This is a genomic window from Williamsia muralis NBRC 105860, from assembly GCF_001598915.1.
Classification (GTDB): Bacteria; Actinomycetota; Actinomycetes; order Mycobacteriales; family Mycobacteriaceae; genus Williamsia; species Williamsia muralis.
The window spans coordinates 755,883-779,232 of the sequence record NZ_BDAP01000002.1 but is presented as its reverse complement, the minus strand read 5'-3'; the positions used below and the strand labels follow the sequence as shown (position 1 = coordinate 779,232).

Annotated in this window: 22 protein-coding genes; 14 read left to right on the top strand and 8 right to left on the bottom strand. The window is 64.7% G+C overall.

Annotated features, from left to right (window positions below):
• Nucleotides 1-1,398, bottom strand: a complete 1,398-nt coding sequence (locus WIMU1_RS10365) for a YibE/F family protein (RefSeq protein ID WP_062796931.1) — start codon at nucleotides 1,396-1,398, stop codon at nucleotides 1-3.
• Nucleotides 1,399-1,520: 122 nt separating this feature from the next.
• On the opposite strand from WIMU1_RS10365, the gene WIMU1_RS10360 reads away from it, so the two are divergent.
• The 5 genes from WIMU1_RS10360 (at nucleotide 1,521) to WIMU1_RS10340 (ending at nucleotide 5,570) form a co-directional block, all read left to right on the top strand.
• Nucleotides 1,521-1,955: a tetratricopeptide repeat protein gene (locus tag WIMU1_RS10360; RefSeq protein ID WP_062796929.1), complete on the top strand. Its 435-nt coding sequence runs from the start codon at nucleotides 1,521-1,523 to the stop codon at nucleotides 1,953-1,955.
• Nucleotides 1,956-2,031: 76 nt separating this feature from the next.
• A complete protein-coding gene (locus tag WIMU1_RS10355; protein ID WP_023960122.1) occupies nucleotides 2,032-2,667 on the top strand; it encodes a GntR family transcriptional regulator in 636 nt (211 codons plus the stop codon).
• Nucleotides 2,664-3,869 (top strand): MFS transporter, encoded by a 1,206-nt coding sequence (locus WIMU1_RS10350; protein ID WP_062796928.1) that lies wholly within the window; start codon nucleotides 2,664-2,666, stop codon nucleotides 3,867-3,869. The genes WIMU1_RS10355 and WIMU1_RS10350 overlap by 4 nt, the downstream gene beginning before the upstream one ends.
• A 13-nt stretch (nucleotides 3,870-3,882) precedes the next feature.
• Nucleotides 3,883-4,698: an acyl-CoA thioesterase domain-containing protein gene (locus WIMU1_RS10345; RefSeq protein WP_062796926.1), complete on the top strand. Its 816-nt coding sequence runs from the start codon at nucleotides 3,883-3,885 to the stop codon at nucleotides 4,696-4,698.
• 35 nt (nucleotides 4,699-4,733) lie between these two features.
• The gene (locus WIMU1_RS10340; RefSeq protein ID WP_062796924.1) at nucleotides 4,734-5,570 is read left to right on the top strand and encodes an alpha/beta fold hydrolase; all 837 of its coding nucleotides are present in this window, start codon (nucleotides 4,734-4,736) and stop codon (nucleotides 5,568-5,570) included.
• An 8-nt stretch (nucleotides 5,571-5,578) separates the two neighbouring features.
• Here WIMU1_RS10340 and WIMU1_RS10335 read toward each other — a convergent pair whose 3' ends face one another.
• Nucleotides 5,579-6,745 carry an ATP-grasp domain-containing protein gene (locus tag WIMU1_RS10335; RefSeq protein ID WP_062796922.1) on the bottom strand — a complete coding sequence of 389 codons (1,167 nt, stop codon included), beginning with the start codon at nucleotides 6,743-6,745 and terminating at the stop codon, nucleotides 5,579-5,581.
• A 118-nt stretch (nucleotides 6,746-6,863) separates the two neighbouring features.
• Between WIMU1_RS10335 and WIMU1_RS10330 the strand changes: the two genes are divergently transcribed.
• On the top strand, nucleotides 6,864-7,961 hold the full coding sequence (locus tag WIMU1_RS10330) for a DMT family transporter (protein WP_084248149.1): 1,098 nt from the start codon (nucleotides 6,864-6,866) through the stop codon (nucleotides 7,959-7,961).
• Between the two features lie 196 nt (nucleotides 7,962-8,157).
• Here WIMU1_RS10330 and WIMU1_RS10325 read toward each other — a convergent pair whose 3' ends face one another.
• Nucleotides 8,158-9,372 carry an HNH endonuclease gene (locus tag WIMU1_RS10325; RefSeq protein WP_062797581.1) on the bottom strand — a complete coding sequence of 405 codons (1,215 nt, stop codon included), beginning with the start codon at nucleotides 9,370-9,372 and terminating at the stop codon, nucleotides 8,158-8,160.
• Between the two features lie 273 nt (nucleotides 9,373-9,645).
• Nucleotides 9,646-10,206 carry a TetR/AcrR family transcriptional regulator gene (locus WIMU1_RS10320; RefSeq protein WP_062796920.1) on the bottom strand — a complete coding sequence of 187 codons (561 nt, stop codon included), beginning with the start codon at nucleotides 10,204-10,206 and terminating at the stop codon, nucleotides 9,646-9,648.
• Nucleotides 10,207-10,302: 96 nt separating this feature from the next.
• Here WIMU1_RS10320 and WIMU1_RS10315 point away from each other — a divergent pair, with 96 nt between their 5' ends.
• The gene (locus WIMU1_RS10315; protein ID WP_062797579.1) at nucleotides 10,303-11,229 is read left to right on the top strand and encodes an alpha/beta hydrolase; all 927 of its coding nucleotides are present in this window, start codon (nucleotides 10,303-10,305) and stop codon (nucleotides 11,227-11,229) included.
• A 35-nt stretch (nucleotides 11,230-11,264) separates the two neighbouring features.
• Here the strand turns inward: WIMU1_RS10315 and WIMU1_RS10310 are convergent, their stop codons facing one another.
• Nucleotides 11,265-12,344 carry a phosphatase PAP2 family protein gene (locus WIMU1_RS10310; RefSeq protein WP_062796918.1) on the bottom strand — a complete coding sequence of 360 codons (1,080 nt, stop codon included), beginning with the start codon at nucleotides 12,342-12,344 and terminating at the stop codon, nucleotides 11,265-11,267.
• Between the two features lie 180 nt (nucleotides 12,345-12,524).
• Between WIMU1_RS10310 and WIMU1_RS10305 the strand changes: the two genes are divergently transcribed.
• The 3 genes from WIMU1_RS10305 to WIMU1_RS10295 all read left to right on the top strand — a co-directional run bounded on the left by WIMU1_RS10305 (nucleotide 12,525) and on the right by WIMU1_RS10295 (nucleotide 14,901).
• Nucleotides 12,525-12,740, top strand: coding sequence for a hypothetical protein (locus tag WIMU1_RS10305; protein WP_062796916.1), 216 nt, complete (start codon nucleotides 12,525-12,527; stop codon nucleotides 12,738-12,740).
• A 101-nt stretch (nucleotides 12,741-12,841) separates the two neighbouring features.
• Nucleotides 12,842-13,957, top strand: a complete 1,116-nt coding sequence (locus WIMU1_RS10300; RefSeq protein WP_062796915.1) for a DNA adenine methylase — start codon at nucleotides 12,842-12,844, stop codon at nucleotides 13,955-13,957.
• A gap of 95 nt (nucleotides 13,958-14,052) precedes the next feature.
• Nucleotides 14,053-14,901, top strand: coding sequence for an alpha/beta fold hydrolase (locus WIMU1_RS10295; RefSeq protein ID WP_062797578.1), 849 nt, complete (start codon nucleotides 14,053-14,055; stop codon nucleotides 14,899-14,901).
• A gap of 18 nt (nucleotides 14,902-14,919) precedes the next feature.
• Here the strand turns inward: WIMU1_RS10295 and WIMU1_RS10290 are convergent, their stop codons facing one another.
• The gene (locus WIMU1_RS10290; protein WP_023960133.1) at nucleotides 14,920-16,320 is read right to left on the bottom strand and encodes a WS/DGAT/MGAT family O-acyltransferase; all 1,401 of its coding nucleotides are present in this window, start codon (nucleotides 16,318-16,320) and stop codon (nucleotides 14,920-14,922) included.
• Between the two features lie 116 nt (nucleotides 16,321-16,436).
• Between WIMU1_RS10290 and WIMU1_RS10285 the strand changes: the two genes are divergently transcribed.
• Nucleotides 16,437-17,210, top strand: a complete 774-nt coding sequence (locus WIMU1_RS10285; protein ID WP_023960134.1) for a deoxyribonuclease IV — start codon at nucleotides 16,437-16,439, stop codon at nucleotides 17,208-17,210.
• Between the two features lie 4 nt (nucleotides 17,211-17,214).
• Here WIMU1_RS10285 and WIMU1_RS10280 read toward each other — a convergent pair whose 3' ends face one another.
• Nucleotides 17,215-17,970, bottom strand: a complete 756-nt coding sequence (locus tag WIMU1_RS10280) for a GTP pyrophosphokinase (RefSeq protein WP_084248146.1) — start codon at nucleotides 17,968-17,970, stop codon at nucleotides 17,215-17,217.
• A 65-nt stretch (nucleotides 17,971-18,035) separates the two neighbouring features.
• On the opposite strand from WIMU1_RS10280, the gene WIMU1_RS10275 reads away from it, so the two are divergent.
• The 3 genes from WIMU1_RS10275 to WIMU1_RS10265 all read left to right on the top strand — a co-directional run bounded on the left by WIMU1_RS10275 (nucleotide 18,036) and on the right by WIMU1_RS10265 (nucleotide 22,395).
• Nucleotides 18,036-19,304, top strand: a complete 1,269-nt coding sequence (locus WIMU1_RS10275) for an APC family permease (RefSeq protein ID WP_062796913.1) — start codon at nucleotides 18,036-18,038, stop codon at nucleotides 19,302-19,304.
• A 172-nt stretch (nucleotides 19,305-19,476) separates the two neighbouring features.
• Nucleotides 19,477-21,309: an acyl-CoA dehydrogenase gene (locus WIMU1_RS10270; RefSeq protein ID WP_062796911.1), complete on the top strand. Its 1,833-nt coding sequence runs from the start codon at nucleotides 19,477-19,479 to the stop codon at nucleotides 21,307-21,309.
• 261 nt (nucleotides 21,310-21,570) lie between these two features.
• Nucleotides 21,571-22,395: an HpcH/HpaI aldolase/citrate lyase family protein gene (locus tag WIMU1_RS10265; protein ID WP_062796909.1), complete on the top strand. Its 825-nt coding sequence runs from the start codon at nucleotides 21,571-21,573 to the stop codon at nucleotides 22,393-22,395.
• A gap of 94 nt (nucleotides 22,396-22,489) precedes the next feature.
• Here WIMU1_RS10265 and WIMU1_RS10260 read toward each other — a convergent pair whose 3' ends face one another.
• Nucleotides 22,490-23,266 carry an SDR family NAD(P)-dependent oxidoreductase gene (locus WIMU1_RS10260; protein ID WP_062796907.1) on the bottom strand — a complete coding sequence of 259 codons (777 nt, stop codon included), beginning with the start codon at nucleotides 23,264-23,266 and terminating at the stop codon, nucleotides 22,490-22,492.
• Between the last annotated feature and the right edge of the window lie 84 nt (nucleotides 23,267-23,350).

Here is a 23,350-nt window from a genome sequence, read left to right as displayed (position 1 = left end):
TCACTCCGGTAGCCAGTGCCTGCCGTGCGCTGGTGGCTGTTCGGCCGGCCGTTCGATCGGCTGTGCAACCGTCTCCTTCTCCTGACGCGCCCCCGGTGTCGAGAGCAGCACGGCGACCGCCGTGGTCAGCGGCACAGACAACGCAATCGCGATCCCGCCGACGAACGAGCGCGCCAGTTCCACGGCCACCATGTCGGTGGTGATGAGTGTCGAGAACGACTGCCCCGACACCGAGAACAACAGCAGCAGCGGCAAAGTGCTACCCGCATAGGCGAATACGATGGTGTACACCGTGCTCGCGATGTGGTCGCGGCCCACCCGCATCGCGGCCTTGAACGTGTGCAGGGGCCCGGTCTGGTCCACTGCCGAGAGCTCGAACACCGCGGAAGCCTGGGTGATCGTGACGTCGTTGAGCACGCCGAGCGCACCGATGATGAATCCTGCGAGTAGCACACCGTTCAGCGAGATGGCGTTGTTGTAGATCTGCAGATTGGTGGTCTGTTCCTGAGACAGGCCGGAGATGTGCATGGTCTCGATGGACAGCCAGGACAAGAACGCCGCCACCATGAGCGACGCGAGGGTGCCCAGCAATGCCGCACTGGTGCGCAGACTCACCCCGTGCGCCAGATAGATCACCACGAAGAGGATGGCCGCCGACGAGACGATGGCCACCGCCACCGGCGATTCCCCGTCCAGCATGGCCGGCAGGGTGAACCCGAACAGCACCACGAATGCGAATACCAGGCCGATGACCGACCGAAGGCCGCGCCATGCCGCCACCGCGACGATGGCCAGGACGAACACCGCCGCCCACACCCATATCGACGTGGACCGGGCGAAGTCGAAGAACGAGTAGTTCTCCGAACCGTCCACACTGGCCGCTCGAGACAGCTTGATCGAGTCGCCGACAGCAAGGTCGGGCTGGCCCGGTTGGGGCTTGCCCAGCTGGGCGTCACTGAGGTCGTCACTCCCGGAGTCCTGTTGCAGTCCGGCCTGCACCCGGTTGGTCGGGACCTCGATCAGCGTGTTGGCACCTTTGTTGGGCCCGGACGTCAGTTCCACCGTGTTCTGAATGCACGGGCCGTCTTTGACGGTCGTCACCGTCGCGGCACCCGCAAAAACCTGACCCGCCTGTGAGTTCAGGCAATCAGCCATCGCCTGCGAGACCACCTGCCCGGTCTCGATCTCCACCGAGCCACCGCCCGACGACTGGAATTGCACCGGTATGTCGTGGTCACGGTCGCTCGGCCAGAGCATCACCAGACCCGCGACGACCGCGATCGCACATGCCGTCAGCAACCCCACCACGAGCTTGGCGACCGCCGGATGCAGGTCGACGGCCGCGAGACCGTGGTGATGGTGCCGATGGGAATCGCCGGGGTCTTGTGGCTGCGTCACCCGGTCACCTTAGGCGGAAACCAGCGCTGGGCCCTACGAGGTGCGGTTTGCCCGGATCCCCGTTTCGGCCCGTCTTGCCCGTTTCGGCCCAGCACAGCCGGTTCGGACGGCAAACTGAATGGGTGCTCGACGAGATGCAGCGTGAGGCCACCGAACTGTTCCAGGCAGGCGAGTACACCCATGCGCTCGCGGAGTTCTCGGTACTGCGTGAGATCCGCGCGCGGCGCGAAGGTCCCTACTCGCTGATGTGCCTGTCCAACCTGCATGACGTCATCCGCTGTCTGGTGCATCTGGGCAAGTGGAAGGCGTGCGAACCGCTGTGCCGGGACCTGCTCGCCAAATACATGTTCACCCACGGCCCCACCGACCCCGACACCGTCGACGTTGTCGGGCACATGGCCACCACCTTGTCCGGCCTCGGTCGGCACACCGAAGCCGCAGAGCTGTACGGCCGGACCGCGGACGCCCTCGCTGCTGCAGGTCAGCACCGGAAAGCTCTCGGTATGCGTGATGCAGCCGCAGCCGCCTTGGCAGGCGCCCCCACCGCCCGGCCCTGATCGCACGGCTGACCAAGATCACACATCACGTCTCTGGTCTGCCCGCACGCAGACTGCTTAGATACAAGTTGTGTCCATGAACCTGTCGGCCGCCGAGCGCGCCTACCGCGACGTCAAGGGCCGGATCCTCTCCGGTTCGCTGGCCGGTGGCGAACTCATCAGCGAGGGCGAGGTCGCCGCAGCCCTGGGCATCTCGCGGACACCGGTCCGAGAGGCCTTCCTGCGGCTCGAGACCCAGGGGTGGATGCGGCTCTACCCCAAACGAGGGGCATTGATCGTGCCGGTCCCAGCAGACGAGGCAGAACACGTGATCGGGGCCCGCCACGCGGTCGAGACCGCCGCGGTCCGCGCGTTGGCGCACACCGATCGGAGCGCGATCGTCGAGTCGCTTCGTCAGAGCATCGCCCGGCTCGAGAGTCTCGCCGAGGCAGCCGAGGTGGACCAGTTCACCATCGAGGACGCCGGTTTCCACCGCTTGTTCGTACAGGCCGCGAACAATCCGCTGTTGTCCGGCTTCTACGACACCCTGCACGATCGCCAACTCCGGATGACCAGCACGTCGGTGTTGCGCGACAAGGCCCAGATGGAGCGAATCATCAAGCATCACAACGAATTGACCGATCTGATCGAGGCGGGTGACACCGACGGGTTCGCCGCCTCGCTGGCAGCACACCTGGCGGCAGTGCACGATCTGCGCAGGCCTCCGGCATGAGGAACTGGCGCGGCGTGAGCGCCGCGATGTTCGCCATCGCCTGGGGCGGAAACGAGTTCACTCCCCTGCTCGTGTTCTACAAGAGCGAGTACGAGCTGTCCGGTCCCACCGTCGATGTGTTGCTGTTCGCCTACGTCCTCGGGATGATCCCGGCGCTCCTGATCGGTGGGCCATTGTCAGATCGGTTCGGACGCCGGCCGATCATGCGCCCCGCCGCACTCATCGCCGCAGCCGGATCGCTGGTGCTGGCAGCAGCAGCCGACCAGGGCGCCATCCTCGCCGTGGGCCGCATTCTGTGTGGCATCGCGATCGGCCTGGCGATGGCGGTGGGGACGAGCTGGATCAAGGAACTGTCCGTCGACAACGGGGCCAAGCGGGCCGCGATGAGCTTGACCGCGGGGTTCGGCGTCGGCGCCGGGCTGGCCGGAGTGCTGGCGGAGTGGGGGCCCTGGCCTCACGTGCTGTCCTATGTCCTCAACGCGGGCGTGTGCCTGCTCGGCGCGGTGTGGGTGTGGAGTGTTCCCGAAACCCGTCAGCGAGCCACCGCACCGACCCGCCTACGAGATGATCTGAAGATTCCTTCGCTGGGCCATCGCCGGTTCCTGTACGTCGTTGTCCCTGTGGCGCCGTGGGTCTTCGGCGCAGCAATCGGATGCCAGGCCATCCTGCCCACCCTGATGGCACCGAAGGTCGGCGGCGCCCCCATGGCGTTCGCAGCGCTGATCTCCGTGGTGACACTCAGCTGCGGGTTCGGCATCCAGGCCCTCGCCCGCCGCATCGACCGTCCCGACTCGGCGCGGGCCAGTCAGGTGGCTTTGCTCCTGCTCGTGGCAGGCATGGCGTTGGCAGCGCTCGCCTCGTCGATCCTGACCATCTGGGCGGTGCTGGTCGCCGCTGTTGTGCTCGGCGCCGGTTACGGGATCGCCCTCGTCGCGGGACTGTCCGAGGTGCAGCGGATCGCGCAGCCGGGCGATCTTGCCGGCCTGACAGCGGTGTACTACGCCCTCACCTATCTCGGGTTCGCGGTCCCGGCCACGCTGGCATATCTGCACGACTACATCCCCGGGGTCACCTATCCCTGGATGTTCGGGTTCGGTGCCGTCGCTGCCGCAGCCACACTCGCGATGATCAGTCGTCGGTCGCGCCGCGACCTGCCTTCCGCGTCGCCCGCACCCGCCCCGCTCGCATCAGCCCAGCTCTGACACTATCGATCTCGTGCCCGAACCTCGTAGTTTTTTTGTTCCCGGTGACGACGACAGCACGCTGATCCCCACCAAGTGGTCCGGCAGCGCCTGGGGCCCGGATCAGCTGAACGGTCCGGCCGTCTGTGCTGTGGCGGCCCGCGCCATCGAGCGTGACTTCGCCGATCCGGACTTCGTGCCCGCCCGCATCACGATCGACCTGTTCAAGGCGGCCCGGAACCGGCCCACGGTGGTCACCACGGCGCTGGTCCGCTCGGGCCGACGCATCGTCGTCGCCGACGCCGAGGTCCGGCAGGACGACGTCACTGTTGCGCGTGCCACGGCGGTGTTCCTGCGGCGTTCAGCGCCGCCTCCCGGCACCGAGTGGCAGCCGTCGGGCACCTTCAGCCCGCCGACCGACGAGGCGGAGGACATCACGCTACGACACCCGTGGCTGCAGTCAGGCGACGCCGACTGGACGCGGGATATCGGTAGCCACCAGAACGCCTCGCGCAAACGAGCGTGGAGCACCGCGATGCCGGTGCTGCCGAACGAACCCGCCTCACCGTTTGTCCACGCGGTGCAGTCCGCGGAGTCGACCAGTCTTGTCACGAACCTGGGCACCGACGGCATCGGCTACATCAACTGCGACCTCACCATGGCGTTGTCGCGCATGCCCGAGGGCGCCGAACTCGGCATCGAGGCGGACAGCCACATCACCGCCGACGGGATCTCGGTGGGAACCGCCACCCTGTACGACCGGAAGGGTCCGTATGGGACCGGGATTGTGACCGCGGTCAGCAACCCGGCTGCGCAGATCGACTTCTCCAGCAAGTCTCGCTTGGTATAAACCATGTCCTGGGGCGCACTGGGAAAGGGCTGATCATGGACGCGACGACGCTGCCGAACGGGACCGTGCTGGGCGTGACCAAGGTCGGAGAAGGACCGGTTGTGCTGCTCAACGGCGGCCTGGGGATGCCGTCGATGGTGTGGGACATCTGCGGCCTCGCCCCGGCCCTCGCGGACGCCGGATTCACCGTGATCAGTTACAACGCGCGCGGCCTGGCTCCGTCCTCGGCGCCGCCTTCGCCGTACTCGGTGGCCGACCTCGCCGACGACGCCGCGGCACTGCTCGAACATTTCGGCGTCGACGACGCACTCGTCGTCGGATACTCGATGGGCTGCTACACAACTCAGGCCATGCTGCGCAGCCGTCCCGAATTGGTCAAGGCTGCAGTCCTTTTCGCCGGGCTACAGCCCAGCCCGATCGGTGCACTCGTCGGCGAGATGGAGCTGAGCCTCATCGAGCAGATCGGCGAGATACCCCGAGCAGTACTGGTTTTCGAGCAACTGATGACCACGTTGCACACCACGTTGCTGCAGGACCCGGCCACCGTGTCTGGCTGGCGGGACATGCTCAGCGGTTCCGATGGAGGCTGGGCCAGCCCAGACGGCTTCACCGGCCAGCTGACCGCATCCTACGAGTGGATCAAGTCCGGCGAGCCGCTGCCCGAGCACCTGGCCGACATCGATGTGCCGACCCTGGTGCTGGCGTTCGAACACGACCTGTTCTTCCCGCCCGAGCTGTCCCGAGCCACCGCGGCCCGCATCCCCGGTTCGGCGTTCGTCCAGATCGACGGCGCGGGCCACGGCGGGTTGTTCACCGGCCCCGGCGACAGCGTCGAGCGAATCGTCGAGTTCTGCCGTCAGCACGCAGGCTGACGGCCCGATCAGATCTGCTCGCCGTCCCATTCGTGGTCGTGCATGAAACCTTCCGCCAAACCCACGCGATACTTGAGTGAGTTCGTGAGGATATTGCTCAAGGCGAAGGGGATGCCCAGAAAAGGACCGATGTCGTCGCGTCGGGTGATGATCTCGTCGGTATGGCGGAAATCCCGAGCGAACCCGCGCAGCGTGTTGCCCTCGAGTGCAGATTTGCGCCAGCCGTAGAGGAGCATTCCCGGCCCAACCATTTTGCGGACGTCGGGATCGGGGGTGATCACGTCGTCATTCTCGCCGAAGAATGCGCGGTCGACTCTGTTATGGGGTTCGAACATCAAAATGCCACTTGTAGAACGCGGGTTGCATTCAATGGTGAACAAACCCCGCTCCGGGTGTTCGATGAAATCGAACCCGATTTGACCGGTGAAATTGATTTCTTTCACCCGTTCGGTCACCCAGTCGGTGATTCCCGAATGTTCCACCGGCTCGTAACTGAGGCACGACTGACCATTGATTGCATATCGCACAGGGTAGATCGCATGCGCGTAGACCCTGCCCTCGTGGCACACCGAATATGTGCAGTACTTATCACCTTTGAGCCACTCCTGCGCCAGCCACGGATTAAGAGGATCAAATGTGAGACCGTCGGGTATTTCTCCGGGATTCACTTTATAAACCTGCTGTGAACCTCGCGAGTAAACCTGCTTCAGCGCGAATGGACTTTCAAAATCCAGCGCGGCCAACTCGGCCTCATCGCGAACCTGTGCGTACTTCAGGGTGGGCACGCCCAAGGTCTCCAGCAGCACCTGGTACTCGTATTTGTTGTGCAGCCGGTTTTCCGTCAGGAAATCGGACAGCAGCAGGCGGCACTCCGGCGGGAACTGATCCTGCGCCATCGCAAGGATGTCGGTCTCTTCGTGAATCGGTATGACGAGGTCGATCGATTCGGCCCGGACGATGCGCGCGATTTCGTCCACATATTCGCGTGGCTCGAACTTGGGCCGCGGAACGCGGAACACCTTTTGTACGGAATTCGAGAACCGTGTGATGGGAAATGGAATCGAATCGGCGATGAATACATTGTGCCCGCCGGCATTCATCAATCTGGCGAGATCGAGGGTGAGAAATGAACGCCCGAAAGTGATGAGAACATTTTTTCCGCTGCGAGTGGTCATCGTGCCTCGCTGCCGAACCGAAGAATGGCTTTCACCAGCGACATGGTAGCTTATATTCGCCGTCGGACAGGCGCCGGGTGGGCCTCGAATATTCCGGGCGGCGACGGAGGGTGTCGGGGTGTTCCTGATCGGTGTCTTGTTCGCCAGTGCGGCTGCCGTGGCCTACGGTCTGTCGACTGTGCTGCGCGCCCTCGGTGCCCGCAAGGCGGCAGTCGCGGCTCGCGAGCACGACAGAGAACATCAGCTGACCACCGAAGGTGGCCCGTCGGTCTCCTCGACGGTCGACACTTTCAAGACCCGCGAGTTCATCCTCGGCACGTCGCTGGTGGTGATCGGCTTCGGCGCCGGCGCGGTGGCCGCCCGGTTCCTTCCCCTCTTTCTGTCGCAGACCATCGTCTCGGCCAACCTCATCGTCACCGCCCTCGTCGGCACCGCTGTACTGGGGATTCGACTGCACGGTCGCGACTGGGTCGCGATGTGCGTGGTGGTGGCGTCACTGTGTGCGCTCGGGTTGTCGTCGTCGCATGAAGGCGGCGGCGGCGAACAACGCAGCTTCCACTACGGCCTGCTTTTCGCCACCTGCGTCCTGGCCGGACTGGCGCTGCTCGCTGTCTACAAGCTCGGCAAGCGTGGCGCGATTGTCGGCGGTGCTGCCGCCGGCCTGCTGTTCGGTGTCATCGCGATCTCGGTCCGCATCCTGCGCGGAATCGATCCGTTCGACATCGTCACCCTGCTCACCGACCCCGCGGCGTGGACCATCGCCATCGCCGGTGCAGTCGGCTTCTACGTCCACACCGTCGCCTTGCAGCTCGGGCAGGTCAACGGCGTCACCGCCGTGCTCGTGGTCGGCGAGACGGCCGGCCCCGGCATCATCGGCGTGGTCTTCCTCAACGACAGCGCAAAGCCCGGCCTTGGCTGGCTTGCCGTCATCGGGTTCATCGGCGCGGTGGTGGGTGCAGTCCTGGTTGCGTTGTACAGCTCCGTGGACGCTGACCACTTCGGCGAATCCGACACGGACAACGGCGGCTGGCGGCTGCGCAAACGTGGCAACGCGGACAGCCTCGGCACCGGGGACGACTTGGGCAAGGGCGACTCTCACACCTCGCCGACGACCGCTCCAACGGACAGACCAGATCAAGGCAACCCGCCGAATCAGCCAGATCAGTTGAATCGGCCAGATCGGTCGCACAGTCAACGCAGCCGACGGACCACCTGACCCGCGTCCGAACCTTCCACTGCCCGACCTTGAACACGGTACGTCCCCACGCGGCAGCGACGTTCACGCGTCAGATCGGTTACGCGGCAGGCCGTTCACACTATGGAGTTATCAGGGTGCGTCCGCGGTCCCGGCGATGTGTCGGGTGCGGTGTTTCGAGGTGCGGTGCTGGTTCGTGTGAGTCAGGCAGCCTGAGTCAGGCTGCGTGGGTGAGGGTTCGGCGGTTGTAGGCGGGTAGTGGTTGTTGGGTGGGGTCGATGTCGGCGGGTGGGATCAGCCAGGGGTGCCCGTCGAGTCCCATCACGATGTCCCAGTCGGTGTGGTGCACGGCCCGATGGCACGTCCGGCACAACAGACACCCATTCGCGAGGGTGGTGGGCCCGCCATCGGCCCAATGCACGATGTGGTGACAGTCCGACCAGGTCGCCGGCGCCCCACACTTGATGCAGCAGGTATCGCGAAGCAAGATCGCTTTACGCACTGGCCCGGTGAACAAACGCTTGGGTGGGCTCAAATCGATCGGCACCTGCTGCCCGTCCAGGGTGATCGAGGTGATCACCGCATCACACGCCGCTGCTGCCGCGGTCGCTTCGGTGACCGGACCCATCCACCGCAACACCGCCCGGTCGGGATGATCCGCCGGAACCGTGACGGCCACTTCCGTTCTCGGCGCCGACACCACACCCTGCCCACCACCGCCACAATCGAGGAGTTGGTGCAGGGCGTCAGCTCGTCGTTGCGTCGGTGTGCGAGCATCGGCGCTGCCATCGGGTTCAGGTCGCGGTCGGGACCACACGTCGAGCGCGGACATCATCTTTTCCCCAGTCACCGCATCAACATCAAACCTGCCCGACAACCGGCCATCGCTGGTGATCACGTAGTCCAGGCTGTTCAACGAAACGTCTTCGGCGGCCGGCACCCCACCCGACACCTCGGCGACCTCGTTACCTATCGCCCGGGCGATCCGGCCGATCTCGGCGGGTGGTGCACCAGAGAACGCATGAGCCAGGAGTGTTCCCTCGACCTCACACCGGAAGTCGCCGCTCATCACACCCACGAAGCGGCCGCGCACATGGCTGATCCCTCGGATGACTGCATCGACGTGCTCAGCGGAAAGGAATCCGTCCCGAAAGTATCCGGCTGTACGCTCCAACCCCACCAGGCCGGTGCCGATGCGTAGCCATCGTGCCGCCGCTGCTGGGGCGGCACCGTTGGCCTGCACCACCTTCGACGTTGTCGACCCCATAGATTTGGCGACACCGAGGCGGTCGATGATCGCCGCGCCGGCCGCCAACCGCGCCTCGACAGCATTACGCAGGGTGATCAGACCTTTGACCATCGCCACCACCCCGGCCGGATCATCAGGAAACTCCACCCTGATGACCTCATCAACCAGATCAACAACAGCCATCACCACACCCCCTCCAAGACAACAACACTGAGACAACAACATTGCGACAGCAACATTGGGACAGCCGATCACAATGGTGGCGTAGTCACACGTATCTCAGAGTCAGGTCTAGCGGACGATCAGCGTGTCATCACTCTACTGACTCGAACACCTGTTCGTATGTAGATCGTTTGGGTGAATCCTTCCGACACCCGACCGCGTCCAACCTGCATGTGGGCGAAAGTCAATCTCCAGAGTCGTTCGGGCGTGCTGTCCAGCCGCTCCGGGCCGGTGTCACAACGGCTGGTCGGTCGCCATCAGACCGGCAATGATGGCGGCGCACAATCGTTCTCGATCGTCGGCAGTGATGGCGGTCGCGATCAACTGATGTACTTGCCCGTCGATGGAGGCCGCCAGCAGGCGGGCTTGCAGAGGGGCGTCCGCAGACGGCGTGCCGGTACGGATGAGGTGCGGCACGAGTCGCGCGGTCATATCAATGGTGAGGGCGGTGAACGCGTCAACCAATTCGGGAGTTCGCGGCGTGTGTTCACGCAGGACCGCAAAGGTGCGGGGATGACTGCCGTTGAGCCGCACCACCGTCTCGACCATTGTGGTCACCATCTCGACGCGATTCGGCGCCGTCGTGTCGAAGCGGTCGCACAACTTCGAGAGGGCTGCCTGCGACTCCTCGAGATGCCTCCACGCCAGCGCGGCCATGATCGCGTGCTTGTTCGGGAAGTACTGGTACAGCGATCCGATCGACACTCCGGCCACATCGGCGATGCGGTTGGTCGTCCCGGCTGCACCTTCGCTGTCGAAAACGCGAGTAGCTGCCTCCAGGATCACGTCGACCATGAAGCGAGATCGGTCCTGAACAGGCGTTTTCCGGGCGCGGCTCATGAGACCTCAATGCGAGTTGCCATGCCCTCGACCTCCGTTGATGCTCAAAAGATGAACGAAGTCGAATATAGCGACGTCGCCGAATACGCCCGATTCCTTCCGCAGCGCTACCGAACCGCGATGCAGGCACCGGTCGCCACCTGGTGGCCGTGGGGTCGTCACCTCGTGCACGTGGCAAGGGCTGAGAACCCGTCTGCGCCGGCACGAGTGCTGATCATCCACGGAGCCGGCGGCCATTCGGGTGCGCTGTGGCCATTCACCGCGGTGGCGACCCCCGGCGACGCAGACGTACTGGCACTTGATCTTCCGCTCTACGGACGCACCGAGACCGCCGACCCGGCGAAGGTCCGCTACCGCGACTGGGTTGATCTGCTGTGCGACTTCGTGATGGAGGAGACCCGAGACGACCCGAGACCCCTGGTTCTGTTCGGCGCAAGCATGGGCGGCATGCTGGCCTACGAAACAGCCAGTCGGACAGGCACTGCCGCAGCTGTGGTTGCAACCTGTCTGCTCGACACGTCGGACAGCTCCGCTCGAGGAGCCGTATCCCGCTGGGCGCCTCTCGGCATGAACGCTCCACATACTCTCCCCCTGTTGTCGCGATGGGCGGGCGACGTGATGGTGCCGATTCGATGGCCGGCCCGGATGAGCGCCATGAGCAACAACCCTGGACTGACCCGGCTGTGCGCGGCAGACCCCCGAGGAGGTGGCGGTCGCGTACCGCTCGGATTCCTTTCCGACTGGTTCACCTACCGACACACCGCACCGGCGCAGTACGGCGGCCCAGCGATCACCCTGGTACACCCGGGAGCCGACCGCTGGACCCCGGCCGCGCTCAGCGAACGGTTCCTGGCAAAGGTACCGGGCCCGAACACCGTTGTCCGACTGACCAATTGCGGGCACTATCCCATCGAGGAACCCGGATTGACCCAACTCGAAGAGGCCGTGCGCGCGGTGATCGATTCAGTGGCCACATGAGGCCGCCGCCCCGAGCTGTCGAACGGCCGAGCCACTCACACCGACTGCGGGACCGGCGATCGATTCCTTCTGGCGATCAACCGCTTGTCCACAACATCGACGCCCACCACCACAGCAGCAGCGAGCCCCCATCCGAGGAGGATGTCGAGCACATAGTGTTCGGCCGTGTAGACCAACGTGAAGGCCATCGCAACGGCGTAGCCGAGGAACAACGTTCGCCCGAGTGCACGCACGCGTGGCCACATGAACAGCGCCAGGAACATCGTCAACCCCGCATGCAACGACGGGATCGCGGCAACAAGATTGGCTTTCGCCTGACCCAACTGGAGCAGGTTGGAAGCGGCGTGGATGTCGAGCACTTCCCACCCACGCGCGGAGATGCGTTCGACGTAGGGCTGGGCGCCCGCGTTCTGCGGCTCCAGCTCCCCGAGCAGTCCACCATCATCGGCATAGAGCTGATTCATACATTCGGGTGCGCGCGGATAGTCCGCGACCTGCTCCGAGGTGCACCGGGCGGCGGCCCACGGCGGCGCTGCGGGCAGCAGGGTGTATCCCACCAGCGCCACAAACGTCGTGATCAGGAAGCCGGCCGCGTACCGTCGCCACGCGTGGCGATTGCGCAGCCACAACACTGCGGCAGCCGCATACGGGATGATGAAGTACGACATGTAGACGACGCTGGTGAAGACTTCCCACCAGGGCGTGTCGGGTTGCTTCAGGCGTTCTTGCAACCACACCGTCGGATTCACCCCGAACAACATGTGGTCGAAGTCTGCGGCGAGCGACCAGTGCGTCGGCATCCCCATCCACTGGGCGATGTTCCGGGTGAAGTCGTAGAGCAGGAGTATCCCGGCAAATGGCAGCCAATCGATGATCACCGTGGTGACCCGTCGCCGCCCGATACTCGCTGCGGCCAGACCCAGGCACATCAGCAAGATCAAGCGCGTCCGGTCGAACGCGAGGCCGAGGAAGATCAGGTGCGCCACGACGACGCCCAGCCACAGGGTTGTCGCAACCCAGCGCCACACCCGCAGATTGCGCCACCAAGGCATCGGCAACCGGTCCACAGCGCTTTCCGACGCCACGTCGGACCGCTCGACCTCCTGTGTGCTCATTGTCGAGGCCCCCGCATACGCATTCGATACCCGCTGTTCGCCCAGAATTCGCAGAATGTTCCCACCAACAACCTAGGCGAAGTTTGCCGGATCTTGCCGGATGAAACCGGTGAACACATTTCGTGGTCTGAGTCACACTGAACGTGGACGGAACAGATCAAGCCGGTGGAGGTTACCCGCGTGCCCAACAAGTATCTGCGATACGGCGACCAGCGCTACATCATCAACAACGAGGCCGAGGCGCGGCTCAACCGCACACTCGAGGCGGTCTACGCCGATGGCAGCCGCGGGCACCAATGGCTGAGCCTCTACCGCGACTCCGAGGCCCCCTGCCGACTGCTGATCGCCACGGGCGTACCCATCAGCATCGAAACCGAACTCTGCCTCGACGACTGACACACCGGCAAACCCCAACACCGAGACACAGCTGCGCACCAAGACACCGCCGCACCGAGACACCGCCGGATCCCCCACACGTGAGCGATAGGCTTCGGGCTGTGTCCGTGGCCCCTTCTGCAGATGACGAGGTCATCTACCGGACCACCCAGCTGATCACCTACCTCGGCAACAAACGTCAGCTGCTCGGCATGGTCGATGACGCACTGGCGTCCGTACAACAACGGCTCGGTCGGCCGTTGGTGACACTCGACGCGTTCTCGGGTAGCGGCGTGGTGTCCCGGCTCGCGAAGGCCCGGTCGGACGTCGTGATCAGCAACGACCTCGAGAGCTACGCGCGTGTCATCAGCGAATGTTATTTGACCAACACGAGCGAGATCGACGACGGGGCGGTCCGTTCTGCCGTCGCCGAGATCAACGCCGAGGTCGAATCAGGTTTCCGCACAGACGGTTTCATCGCCCGTCACTACGCACCCGCCGACGACAGCCGAATCGCGCAGGGTGAGCGGGTCTTTTACACCACGGACAACGCCCGTCGACTCGACGCGTACGTCGCGCTGATTCATGCCCGGCCGCAGCCGATGCGGTCGCTGCTCCTCGGACCGCTGCTCTCGGCTGCGTCCGTGCACGCCAACACTTCCGGGGTGTTCAAGGGCTTCTACAAAGACCGCGGAACGGGCATCGGGAGGTTCGGTGGTACCGCCGCCGACGCCTTGGGCCGCATCACCCGACAGATCGTCCTGACCCCACCGGTCTTGAGTGTTCACCACGCCGAACGCCAGATCCTGCAGGCCGACGCCGCCGATCTGCCCGACCTCATCGGGCCGGTGGACGTGGCCTATCTCGATCCCCCGTACAACCAGCACCCATACGGTTCCAATTACTTCATGCTCAACCTGATCGCCGAGAACCGGGAGCCCGCGCAGATGAGCCGCGTATCGGGCATCCCCCGCGACTGGAATCGCTCGGGGTACAACGTCCGGTCCACCGCTGGCCCGTTGCTGGCACGTCTCATCGACGACCTCGACACCAGGTTTGTCCTGATCTCCTACAACGACGAGGGATACATCTCGCCGGAACAGATGCGCGAGATCCTCGCCGACGTCGGCCCGGTCACCGAGATCACTCAGCGCTACAACACTTTCCGTGGCAGCCGAAACCTCGGCGGACGCAACACCCACGTCACCGAGCACCTGTATCTGGTCGAGAAGACCTGACCGGCCGACCGCTGCGACCGTTTTCCCGTAACGTCGGTGCGGTGCGAAATGTGCTGCAGTCGGTCCGCAATCAGGTCCTGTCGCGCGTCGACAAGATGATCGAGCCGTACCCCGTACACGACCTCCCTCACGGCCACATGATTCACCTGCCGGGGCGTGGCTCCACGTTCGTCACCGACTCCGGACCCAGGGACGCGCCGGCCATCTTCTTGCTGCATTCAGTCCTCACCACCGGTCTGCTGTGCTGGTATCCACTGATCCCCCAGCTGAACCAGGAGTTCCGGGTGATCACCCTCGACCAACGCTGGCACGGCCGCGGTATCCGCAACAAGCCTTTCGACCTCGACGACTGCGCAGACGACGTCGCCGCCCTTGCCGACGTCCTGGGCATCAACACCTTCACGGTCGCCGGCTTCTCGATGGGAGGCGGTATCGCGCAATTGGTCTGGCGACGGCATCCGGGCCGGGTCACTGCAATGGTGCTGTGCTCCACCGGACCATTCTTCGGCAGCCACGACCCACAGCGGCAGACCAACATGTCGAACATCGGCAGGTTGATGAAGGTGATCCATCCGCCACACGTGCAACCCGAGGCCGCCAAACTCGACGACCGTTCGGTGCCCGACACCGTGTGGGCGCTACGTCAATTCCTCTCGACCCCGGTGTCGCGGCTGGGCACCCTCGGAGACGGCATGAGCTACTTCGACTCTCAGCCATGGCTGGGCGAGATCGATGTGCCCACCGCAGTCCTGCTCTCGCTGAAGGATCGCGTGATCCCGCTGTGGCGCCAACGACTGCTGACCGACAACATCCCCGGTGTACTCACCGTCGAGGTGAACGGCGGACACGCGTGCTGCGTGCTCGAAGCCGACGAGTTCATCCCGAAGTTCTTGGACGCAGCACGGCGCGTCACCGCAGACGTGAAGGAGACCGCCCCGGTCTAGGCCCGCGGCATCAAGGGGTCACGGATCGCACGCTTCGAGCAGCGCCTTCACCTCGTGTTCGAACGCGTGCATCAGCGGCCAAGGGTCGGGCACGTGCTCTTTGCAGGCGATGGCTCCGATGTTGAGGTGCCCGTTCTGCGAGAAGACGGTGATGTTGACGCCCGAACCGTGGAACACCGGCCCGAGCGGGTACATCGCGTCGATCTTGGCGCCGAGGTAGTACAGCGGGAAGTCGGGCCCGGGAACGTTGGATATGACCAGGTTGAAGACCGGCGGGTGATGTTCGGCCAACTCGTTCGACGAGTACAGCTTCATCGCCAGACCCATCGTGGCAGGTGGGATGAACTGCGCCCAGCCACGCAGCAGGTTGGAGTCCATCGAGCCGTGATGGTCCTTTGACTTGCGCACCTGCTCACCGATCGTCGTGATGCGCTCCACCGGATCGGCCACGTCGGTGGCCAGCTTGGTGAACATGCCGGTCACCTTGTTGGTTCCCTGCGTGACGAGGTCGTCGTCGTTGTCGCCGTGCACCGACACCGGGACCATCGCCACCAGCGGCTGTTCCGGCAGTTCACCCCGGTCGTCGAGGTAGTTGCGCAGTGCACCGGCACACACGCTGAGCACCACGTCGTTGAGTTTGACCCCGAAGTGATCCTTGATCCGCTTGAGGTCGGTGAGCGACACCTGTGTGTAGGCGATGCTGCGATGCGGGGTGATCGACCTGTTGAACGGTGTCCGTGGAGCCCGGAACGGGGCCGGCATGGCCTCACCACGCAACGCTCGCGACACCCACTCGAAAGGAACCTGTGCCGTCTTGGGCAGCAGCCGCGCGAAACTGAGCGGCCGCCTGGCGATCTGGAGAGCGCCGTCGGCGGCGAGGCCGAGGAGCGAGGAGTCGCCCGCGGTGCGGGACAGGGAAACGTCGTCGAGTTCCGGTGGTTCCGGTGTGAGAGTGCACAATTGGGCCAGCAGGTCCGAGGCGGTCACGCCATCGACGCCGGCGTGGTGCATCCGGAGCAACACCGCGATCTTGCCGTCGGCCAGTCCCTCGATGACCCACATCTCCCACAACGGCTTGCTGCGGTCGAGTGGGACCCCAGCGATGTGCGCGCAGAAATCGGCGAGCTCCTGCTGACCACCGGGCGCGGGCACCGCCACCCGGTGCACATGCCGTTCGATGTCGAAATTGCGGTCCTCGACCCACACCGGATGGTCGAGGTTGAGGATCGAGTCCCGCACCTTTCGACGGAACGTCGGCAACGCCCCGATCCGTCGTTCCAGCTCGTCGCGCATCTTCGCGAACGAATAGCCCCCTTGCACCGTCTCGGGATCCAGCTCGATCAACCCGATGATGTGCATCAACTGCGACCGCGTCTCCAGATACAGGAAGGACGCGTCAAGACCACTCAACCGTTCCACGTCTAACACCTTTCGAAGAAAAGTTGCTCCACCCCATTGACCAGTCCCACTCTGCTCGCACCGGCAGAGAAATACCTGTGGTTCAGCGATAAGGGCAGACGCCATAAGGTGGACGCATGCGCATTGGTGCCCACGTACGACAAGACAACGATCCCATCGGCAGAGCCGAAGAACTCGGCGCCGAGGTGTTGCAGATGTTCGTCACCGATCCACAGGAGTGGGGTAAGCCTCATCCGCACCCCCTGGCCCAGCAGATCCGGGACTCCCCGATCGACGTCGTGGTGCACAGTTCGTACCGCATCAACGTCGCCAGCCTCAACAACAGGCTGCGGATGCCGTCTCGGCAGGCGGTCATCAACCAGGCCCAGGCGGCCGCCGACCTCGGCGCCTTCGGGCTGGTCGTGCACGGTGGACACCTCCGCGACGACGAAGACGCGGCGACCGGATACGAGAACTGGCGCAAGCTCTTTGAGCGGGCCGCCGACAAGGGTGGCTTCCCCGTCCCAATCCTCATCGAGAACACCGCCGGTGGTGACAACGCCTTGGCCCGCAGCCTCGAGAACATCGAGCGCCTGTGGGAGGCCGTCGGCGATTTCGACAACGCCGGTTTCTGCCTCGACACCTGCCACGCATGGGCCGGGGGCGAAGACCTCGTGGACATCGTCGAACGGGTCAGGGCGATCACCGGCCGCATCGACCTGCTCCACCTGAACAACTCCCGCGACGAGTTCGACTCGGCCCGCGACCGGCACGCCAACCTCACGTCCGGTCACATCGACCCCGACGTCCTCGTCGCCGTCGCCAGGGCCGCCGACGCGCCGGTGATCCTGGAAACCCCCGAAGAGGGTCTCGCCGACGACGTGCAGTATCTACGCGAAGCCCTCAGCTGAGGATTCAACGCTCACCGGTCACACCGTGGATCTCGTTGCGGATGGCCTGCATCCGCTGATCGAGCACGTTGGCGGTGCCGGCCGCGACGGTCAGTTCGTCGAGCAGGTGGGCCGGCACGGTGCGGTCGTACTTGTAGTAGATCTTGTGCTCGAGGCTCGCCCAGAAATCCATGGCGATGGTCCGAACCTGTAGTTCCACCTTCACCGGCAGCTGGCCGGTGCTGAGGTTCACCGGCGTCTCGACGATGGTGTGCAGGCCACGGTAGCCATTCGGCTTGGGCTCTGCGATGTAGTCCTTGGTCTGTAGCGTCCGCACGTCGGGCTGCGCGCAGAGCAGCTCGGTGAGCCGGTACGCATCAGAGATGAAGCTGCAGGTCACACGCACGCCGGCGATGTCGTCGAGACGGTTGGCCAGCGATTCGGGGTCCACCGGGATGTCGCGGCGTCGGGCCTTGGCCAGCAGGCTCTCGGGGGTCTTGACCCGCGAGCTGATGTGCTCGATCGGGTTGTAGTCGTTGAGGTAGGCGAACTCGTCGCGCAGGATCTCGATCTTCGTGACGATCTCGTTGATCGCAAACTGGAACGGCAGCATGAACTTTCGCAGACCGTGACCGATCTCGATGAGATCAGCCGGCGCCAGATCACGCTCCACGCCTTCGGCGGTGAGCCATCGGACCAGCGGTGTGTTCGCGTGGCCTGGCTCATCGCGTCCGGGCAGATCAGTTCGGGGCAGATCAGTGCGGTCGGTCAGGTCGGTCATGTGTCCATCGTGCCTGAGCCGTGCGGCATACTGACCCACATGCGGCTCGGGGAGGATCCGGCATCATGACCGTCACACCGCAATCTCCGGAATTGCGTCGCGAACTCGGACTCGGCGACGCGATTGTCACAGGACTCGGCGCGATGCTCGGCGCGGGTATCTTCGTCACCCTCGCCCCAACCGCGGGTGCTGCCGGATCCGGCCTGCTGATTGCGCTGGCCATCGCCGCCGTTGTCGCCTACTGCAATGCGAACTCGTCGGCGCGACTGGCTGCCAAGTACCCGTCGGCGGGCGGGACCTATGTGTACGGCCGTGAGCGCCTCGGCATGTTCTGGGGTTACCTCGCGGGCTGGGGTTTTGTCGTCGGTAAGACCGCGTCGTGCGCGGCGATGGCACTGACCGCCGGTTTTTATCTGTGGCCCGAGCACGCACACGCCGTTGCGGTCGCGGTGACGCTGGCACTGACCGCGGTCAACTACGTCGGAATCCAGAAGTCGGCGTGGGTGATCCGGCTACTCGTTGCGGTTGTGCTGATTGTGCTCGTGTCCGTGGTGGTCGCAGTCGCGGCCTCGCCTGATGTCGACGCCGCACGCCTCGATCCCACATCGGGTCTGTCGGCGACCGGTCTCCTCGAGGCCGCGGGCTTGTGGTTCTTCGCGTTCGCCGGTTACGCCCGCATCGCCACCCTTGGCGAGGAGGTGCGCGATCCGGTCCACACCATCTCGAGGGCGATCACGATCGCGCTGGCGGTGGTGGTGGTGATCTATGCGCTCGTGGCGGTGGGGGCGCTGGCCGTCATGGGCGCCGATGCGCTCAGCGACTCGAACGCCCCGCTTGTGGACGTGGTGCGCGCTGCGGGCGCACCGGCCCTGGTCCCCGTGGTCACCATCGGTGCGGCCCTGGCCGCGCTCGGCGCGTTGCTCACCTTGATCCTCGGGGTCTCGCGGACCACGCTCGCGATGGCTCGCGACGGCAATCTGCCCCGTGCCCTCGCCGCGGTCCATCCCCGCTTTCACGTCCCTCATCGCGCCGAGGTGGTCGTCGGCATCGTTGTCGCGTCGCTGGCCGCGACGTTCGACGTACGCGACGCCATCGGATTCTCCGCGTTCGCCGTCCTCATCTACTACGCCATCGCAAATCTGAGCGCTCTCACACTCGAGGAGCCACGGGAGTGGTGGCGTAAAACTGTTCCCGTGGCCGGGCTGATCGGCTGTCTGGTGCTCGGATTCAGCCTGCCGGCCACCTCGGTGATCGCGGGGGTGGGCGTTCTCGCCATCGGCGCCGCGCTCTATGGGCTGCGCCTGCTCCGCCGCCGGTCAACCGCAGATCACTGATTGCCCGCGCAAGTGGCGCAAATCATCTTTTCTCTTCGACACAGCGTTTGTGCGTCGTGGTATGCGGATGTATATTTGAGTTGTTACTGGTGAGTAACTTAGCGTGCAACGAGCCCATGGGCGCTCACTCGCCACTCTCAACGGCAGTTTTACGATTGCAAAGGATTCTGCAATGGGGCATTACAAGAGCAATCTCCGCGACCTCCAGTTCAACCTCTTCGAGATGTTGAAACTCGATGAGGTCCTCGCGAGTGGTGAGTTCGGCGATCTCGATCGCGAGACCGCCATCGACATGCTGCGGGAGGTGAACAACCTCGCACAAGGCCCGCTGGCCGACTCGTTCACCGAGTCCGACCGCAACCCACCGGTCTTCGATCCCGAGACCCACTCGGTCACCGTTCCAGAGGCCTTCAAGAAGTCGTACAAGGCCCTGACCGACGGCGGCTGGGACAAGCTCGGCATCGACGAAGAACTCGGCGGCCTGCCGACCCCGCGGTCGCTGTACTGGGCCATCGGCGAACTGATCCTCGGCGCCAACCCGGCCACGTTCATGTACGCCGCCGGTGCCGGCTTCTCCAACATCTTCTACAACAACGGCACCGAAGAGCAGAAGAAGTGGGCTGCCATCAGCTCCGAGCGCGGCTGGGGCGCCACCATGGTGCTGACCGAGCCCGACGCCGGTTCCGATGTCGGCGCCGCCCGCACCAAGGCCGTCAAGCAGGACGACGGCACCTGGCACATCGACGGCGTGAAGCGCTTCATCACCTCCGCCGACCAGGACATGACCGAGAACATCATCCACCTGGTGCTGGCCCGCCCCGAAGGCGCACGGCCCGGTACCAAGGGACTCTCACTGTTCTTCGTGCCCAAGTTCCACTTCGATCACGAGACCGGCGAACTGGGCGAACGCAATGGCGTCTACGTCACCAACGTCGAGCACAAGATGGGTCTCAAGGTATCGGCCACCTGTGAACTCACCTTCGGTCAGCACGGCGTCCCCGCCAAGGGCTGGCTCGTCGGCGAGGTGCACGACGGCATCGCGCAGATGTTCGACGTCATCGAGCACGCACGAATGATGGTCGGCACCAAGGCAATCGCGACTCTGTCCACCGGTTACCTGAACGCACTCGAATACGCCAAGGAGCGTATCCAGGGCGCCGACATGACCCAGATGACCGACAAGGCAGCACCGCGCGTGGCCATCACGCACCACCCGGATGTTCGCCGATCGCTGATGCTGCAGAAGGCCTACTCCGAAGGCCTGCGCGCGGTGTACCTCTACACCGCATCGCACCAGGATGTGGTTGCCGCACAGCTCGTTTCGGGTGCCGACAAAGAGATGGCATTCCGCGTCAACGACCTCCTGCTGCCGATCGTCAAGGGTGTCGGCTCCGAGAAGGCATCCGAGCAGCTCATCGGATCGCTGCAGACCCTCGGTGGCTCCGGCTTCCTGCAGGACTACCCGATCGAGCAGTACATCCGCGACGCGAAGATCGACTCGCTCTACGAAGGCACCACCGCCATCCAGGCGCAGGACTTCTTCTTCCGCAAGATCATCCGCGACAAAGGCCAGGCACTGGCCCACGTCGCCGGACAGATCAGCTCGTTCATCGAGTCCGAAGCCGGTAACGGCCGGCTCAAGGCCGAGCGCGCTCTGCTCAAGACCGCACTCGACGACGTCCAGAGCATGGCCGCCACCCTCACCGGCTTCCTCATGGGAGCCCAGGAACAGCCGACCGAGCTGTACAAGGTCGGACTGGGCAGCGTTCGCTTCCTCATGGCCGTCGGTGACCTCATGATCGGCTGGCTGCTGCTGCGCCAGGCCGAAGTCGCCCTCGCCGCACTCGACAACGGTGCATCCGAAGCAGACACCGCGTTCTACAACGGCAAGATCGGCGTCGCCAGCTTCTTCGCCAAGAACGTCCTGCCCGAACTGACCGCCGCACGCGGCATCATCGAGAACATCGACAACGACGTGATGGAGCTCGACGAAGCCTCCTTCTAGTCCGAAGCGTTGAAAAGAGTGGGCCGCACCGTCAGGGGGCGGCCCACTCTTTTGATTGTTCGCTACGGGATGGGCCTTATTGCGCGCTCTTCGGTCGTCACTCAGTCGCTGCGCTCCCTCGCTTCTCCCTGCATCGCACGCGGCCCATCCCTTCGCTCACCGCTCCCTCGCTCCTTCCTGCATCGCACGCGGCCCACTCACGGGGTGAACGTAATGAACTCAAAGGGCGCCCACTTCTGCGACTGGTCGCACACTAGGGGCATGCCCTCTACGATCGCCCGATCCGTCACTCCCGAACTCTCCCGCTCGTGGATGTTGGTCAACGCCGCCCAGGGTGACTTCGATGCCGCCGCCAGATCGGACGCCGACCAGGTGATCCTCGATCTCGAAGACGCCGTCGACCCACGCGGGAAGGGCGCCGCGCGCGAACGGGTGTGTACCTGGCTCGACACCGCCACGGCCTGGGTACGGATCAACGACAGGACCACGCGGTTCTGGTCCGACGACATCGACCGGCTACGCGGAGCACCAGGTCTGGCCGGTGTGATGCTGGCCAAGGCCGAAACTGCCGCGCAGGTGAGCGAGACATTCGACCGCCTCGGCGGCCACACCCCTGTCATCGCACTCATCGAGTCGGCGATCGGGGTGGAGAACGCCGTCGAGATCGCCCGCGCCCGCGGCGTCCTGCGCCTTGCATTCGGCAGCGGCGACTATCGCCACGACACCGGGACCGCTGCAGAGGACGCCGTGATGGCGTACCCGCGGTCGCGGCTGGTGGTGGCCAGCCGGGTCGCCGAATTGCCAGGCCCCATCGACGGTCCGGCGGTCACCGACGACGTGGCCGTCCTGGAGGCGAAGACAGCGACATCGGTCGCGTTCGGACTCACCGGAAAACTGTGCCTCAACGCCTCGCAGCCGGCGGTCATCAACCGCGTCGCCAGCCCCAGCTCGGAAGACACCGCCTGGGCCACCGACTTCCTGTCGGAGTTCGAGGCCCGCGGCCGGGTGGTTCGCGACGGCAGCGATCCGCCCCGCCTCAAGCGGGCCGAGAAGATCGCGCGACTCGCCGCCGAATACACCAGCTGACACACAGAAAACGTCCCCCTGACAGCGCACCGAGGGAGTAATTCCCTCGATGGCCGTCCAGGGGGACGATGTTGACCGATCTCTAGGGGACGAGCTACTTCGGTGGCATCCGGATGCCGCCGTCGACGCGGATGACCTCTCCGTTCATGTAGGAGTTGGTGATCAGTTCGATCACCATGGACGCCAGTTCGTCCGGGCTACCGAGCCGCTTCGGGAACAGGACGTTCTCTCCCAGCTTGGCCTTGAACGCCTCCGATTCGGGACCCGTTCCGTAGATCGGGGTCTCGATGAGCCCGGGGGCAACGGTGTTGTTCCTGATGCCGGCAGCGGCGAGGTCACGTGCCACGGTGAGGGTCAGGCTCACGATGCCGCCCTTGGATGCCGAGTACGCGGCCTGGCCGATCTGGCCGTCGAACGCCGCAACGCTGGCCATCGACACGATCGCGCCCTTGTCACCGGTTTCGGTGGCCTCATTGCGACTCATCGCGGTCGCCGCCAGGCGAGTTGCGTCGAAGCTGCCGATCAGGTTGATGTTGATGACCTTTCGGAATGCGTCCAGGTCGTGGGCCGACGAGAACTCGCCGTCGCGCCCGATGGTGCGCTGCGCCGAGCCGATGCCCGCCGAGTTCACCAGTGCCCGAAGCGGTCCCAGCTCGGTCGCCTTGTTCACGGCGGCCTCGATCTGCTCGGTCTTGGTCACGTCGACGCTGACGAACACCCCGTCGATCTCCTTGGCGAGGGCCTCACCCTTGTCTGCCTGAAGGTCGGCGATGACAACCTTGGCTCCCAGTCCGGCGAGCTGGCGCGCGACTGCGGCGCCGATCCCCGATGCGCCACCGGTAACTACTGCACTTGCTCCATTGATATCCACGGACGCAGCCTACGACCGAGCGCTTGCTCGGTTCAAGTGTTTGCCAAAGGCCGCGCCGGACGGACTCTCGACCAAGCGCTCGGC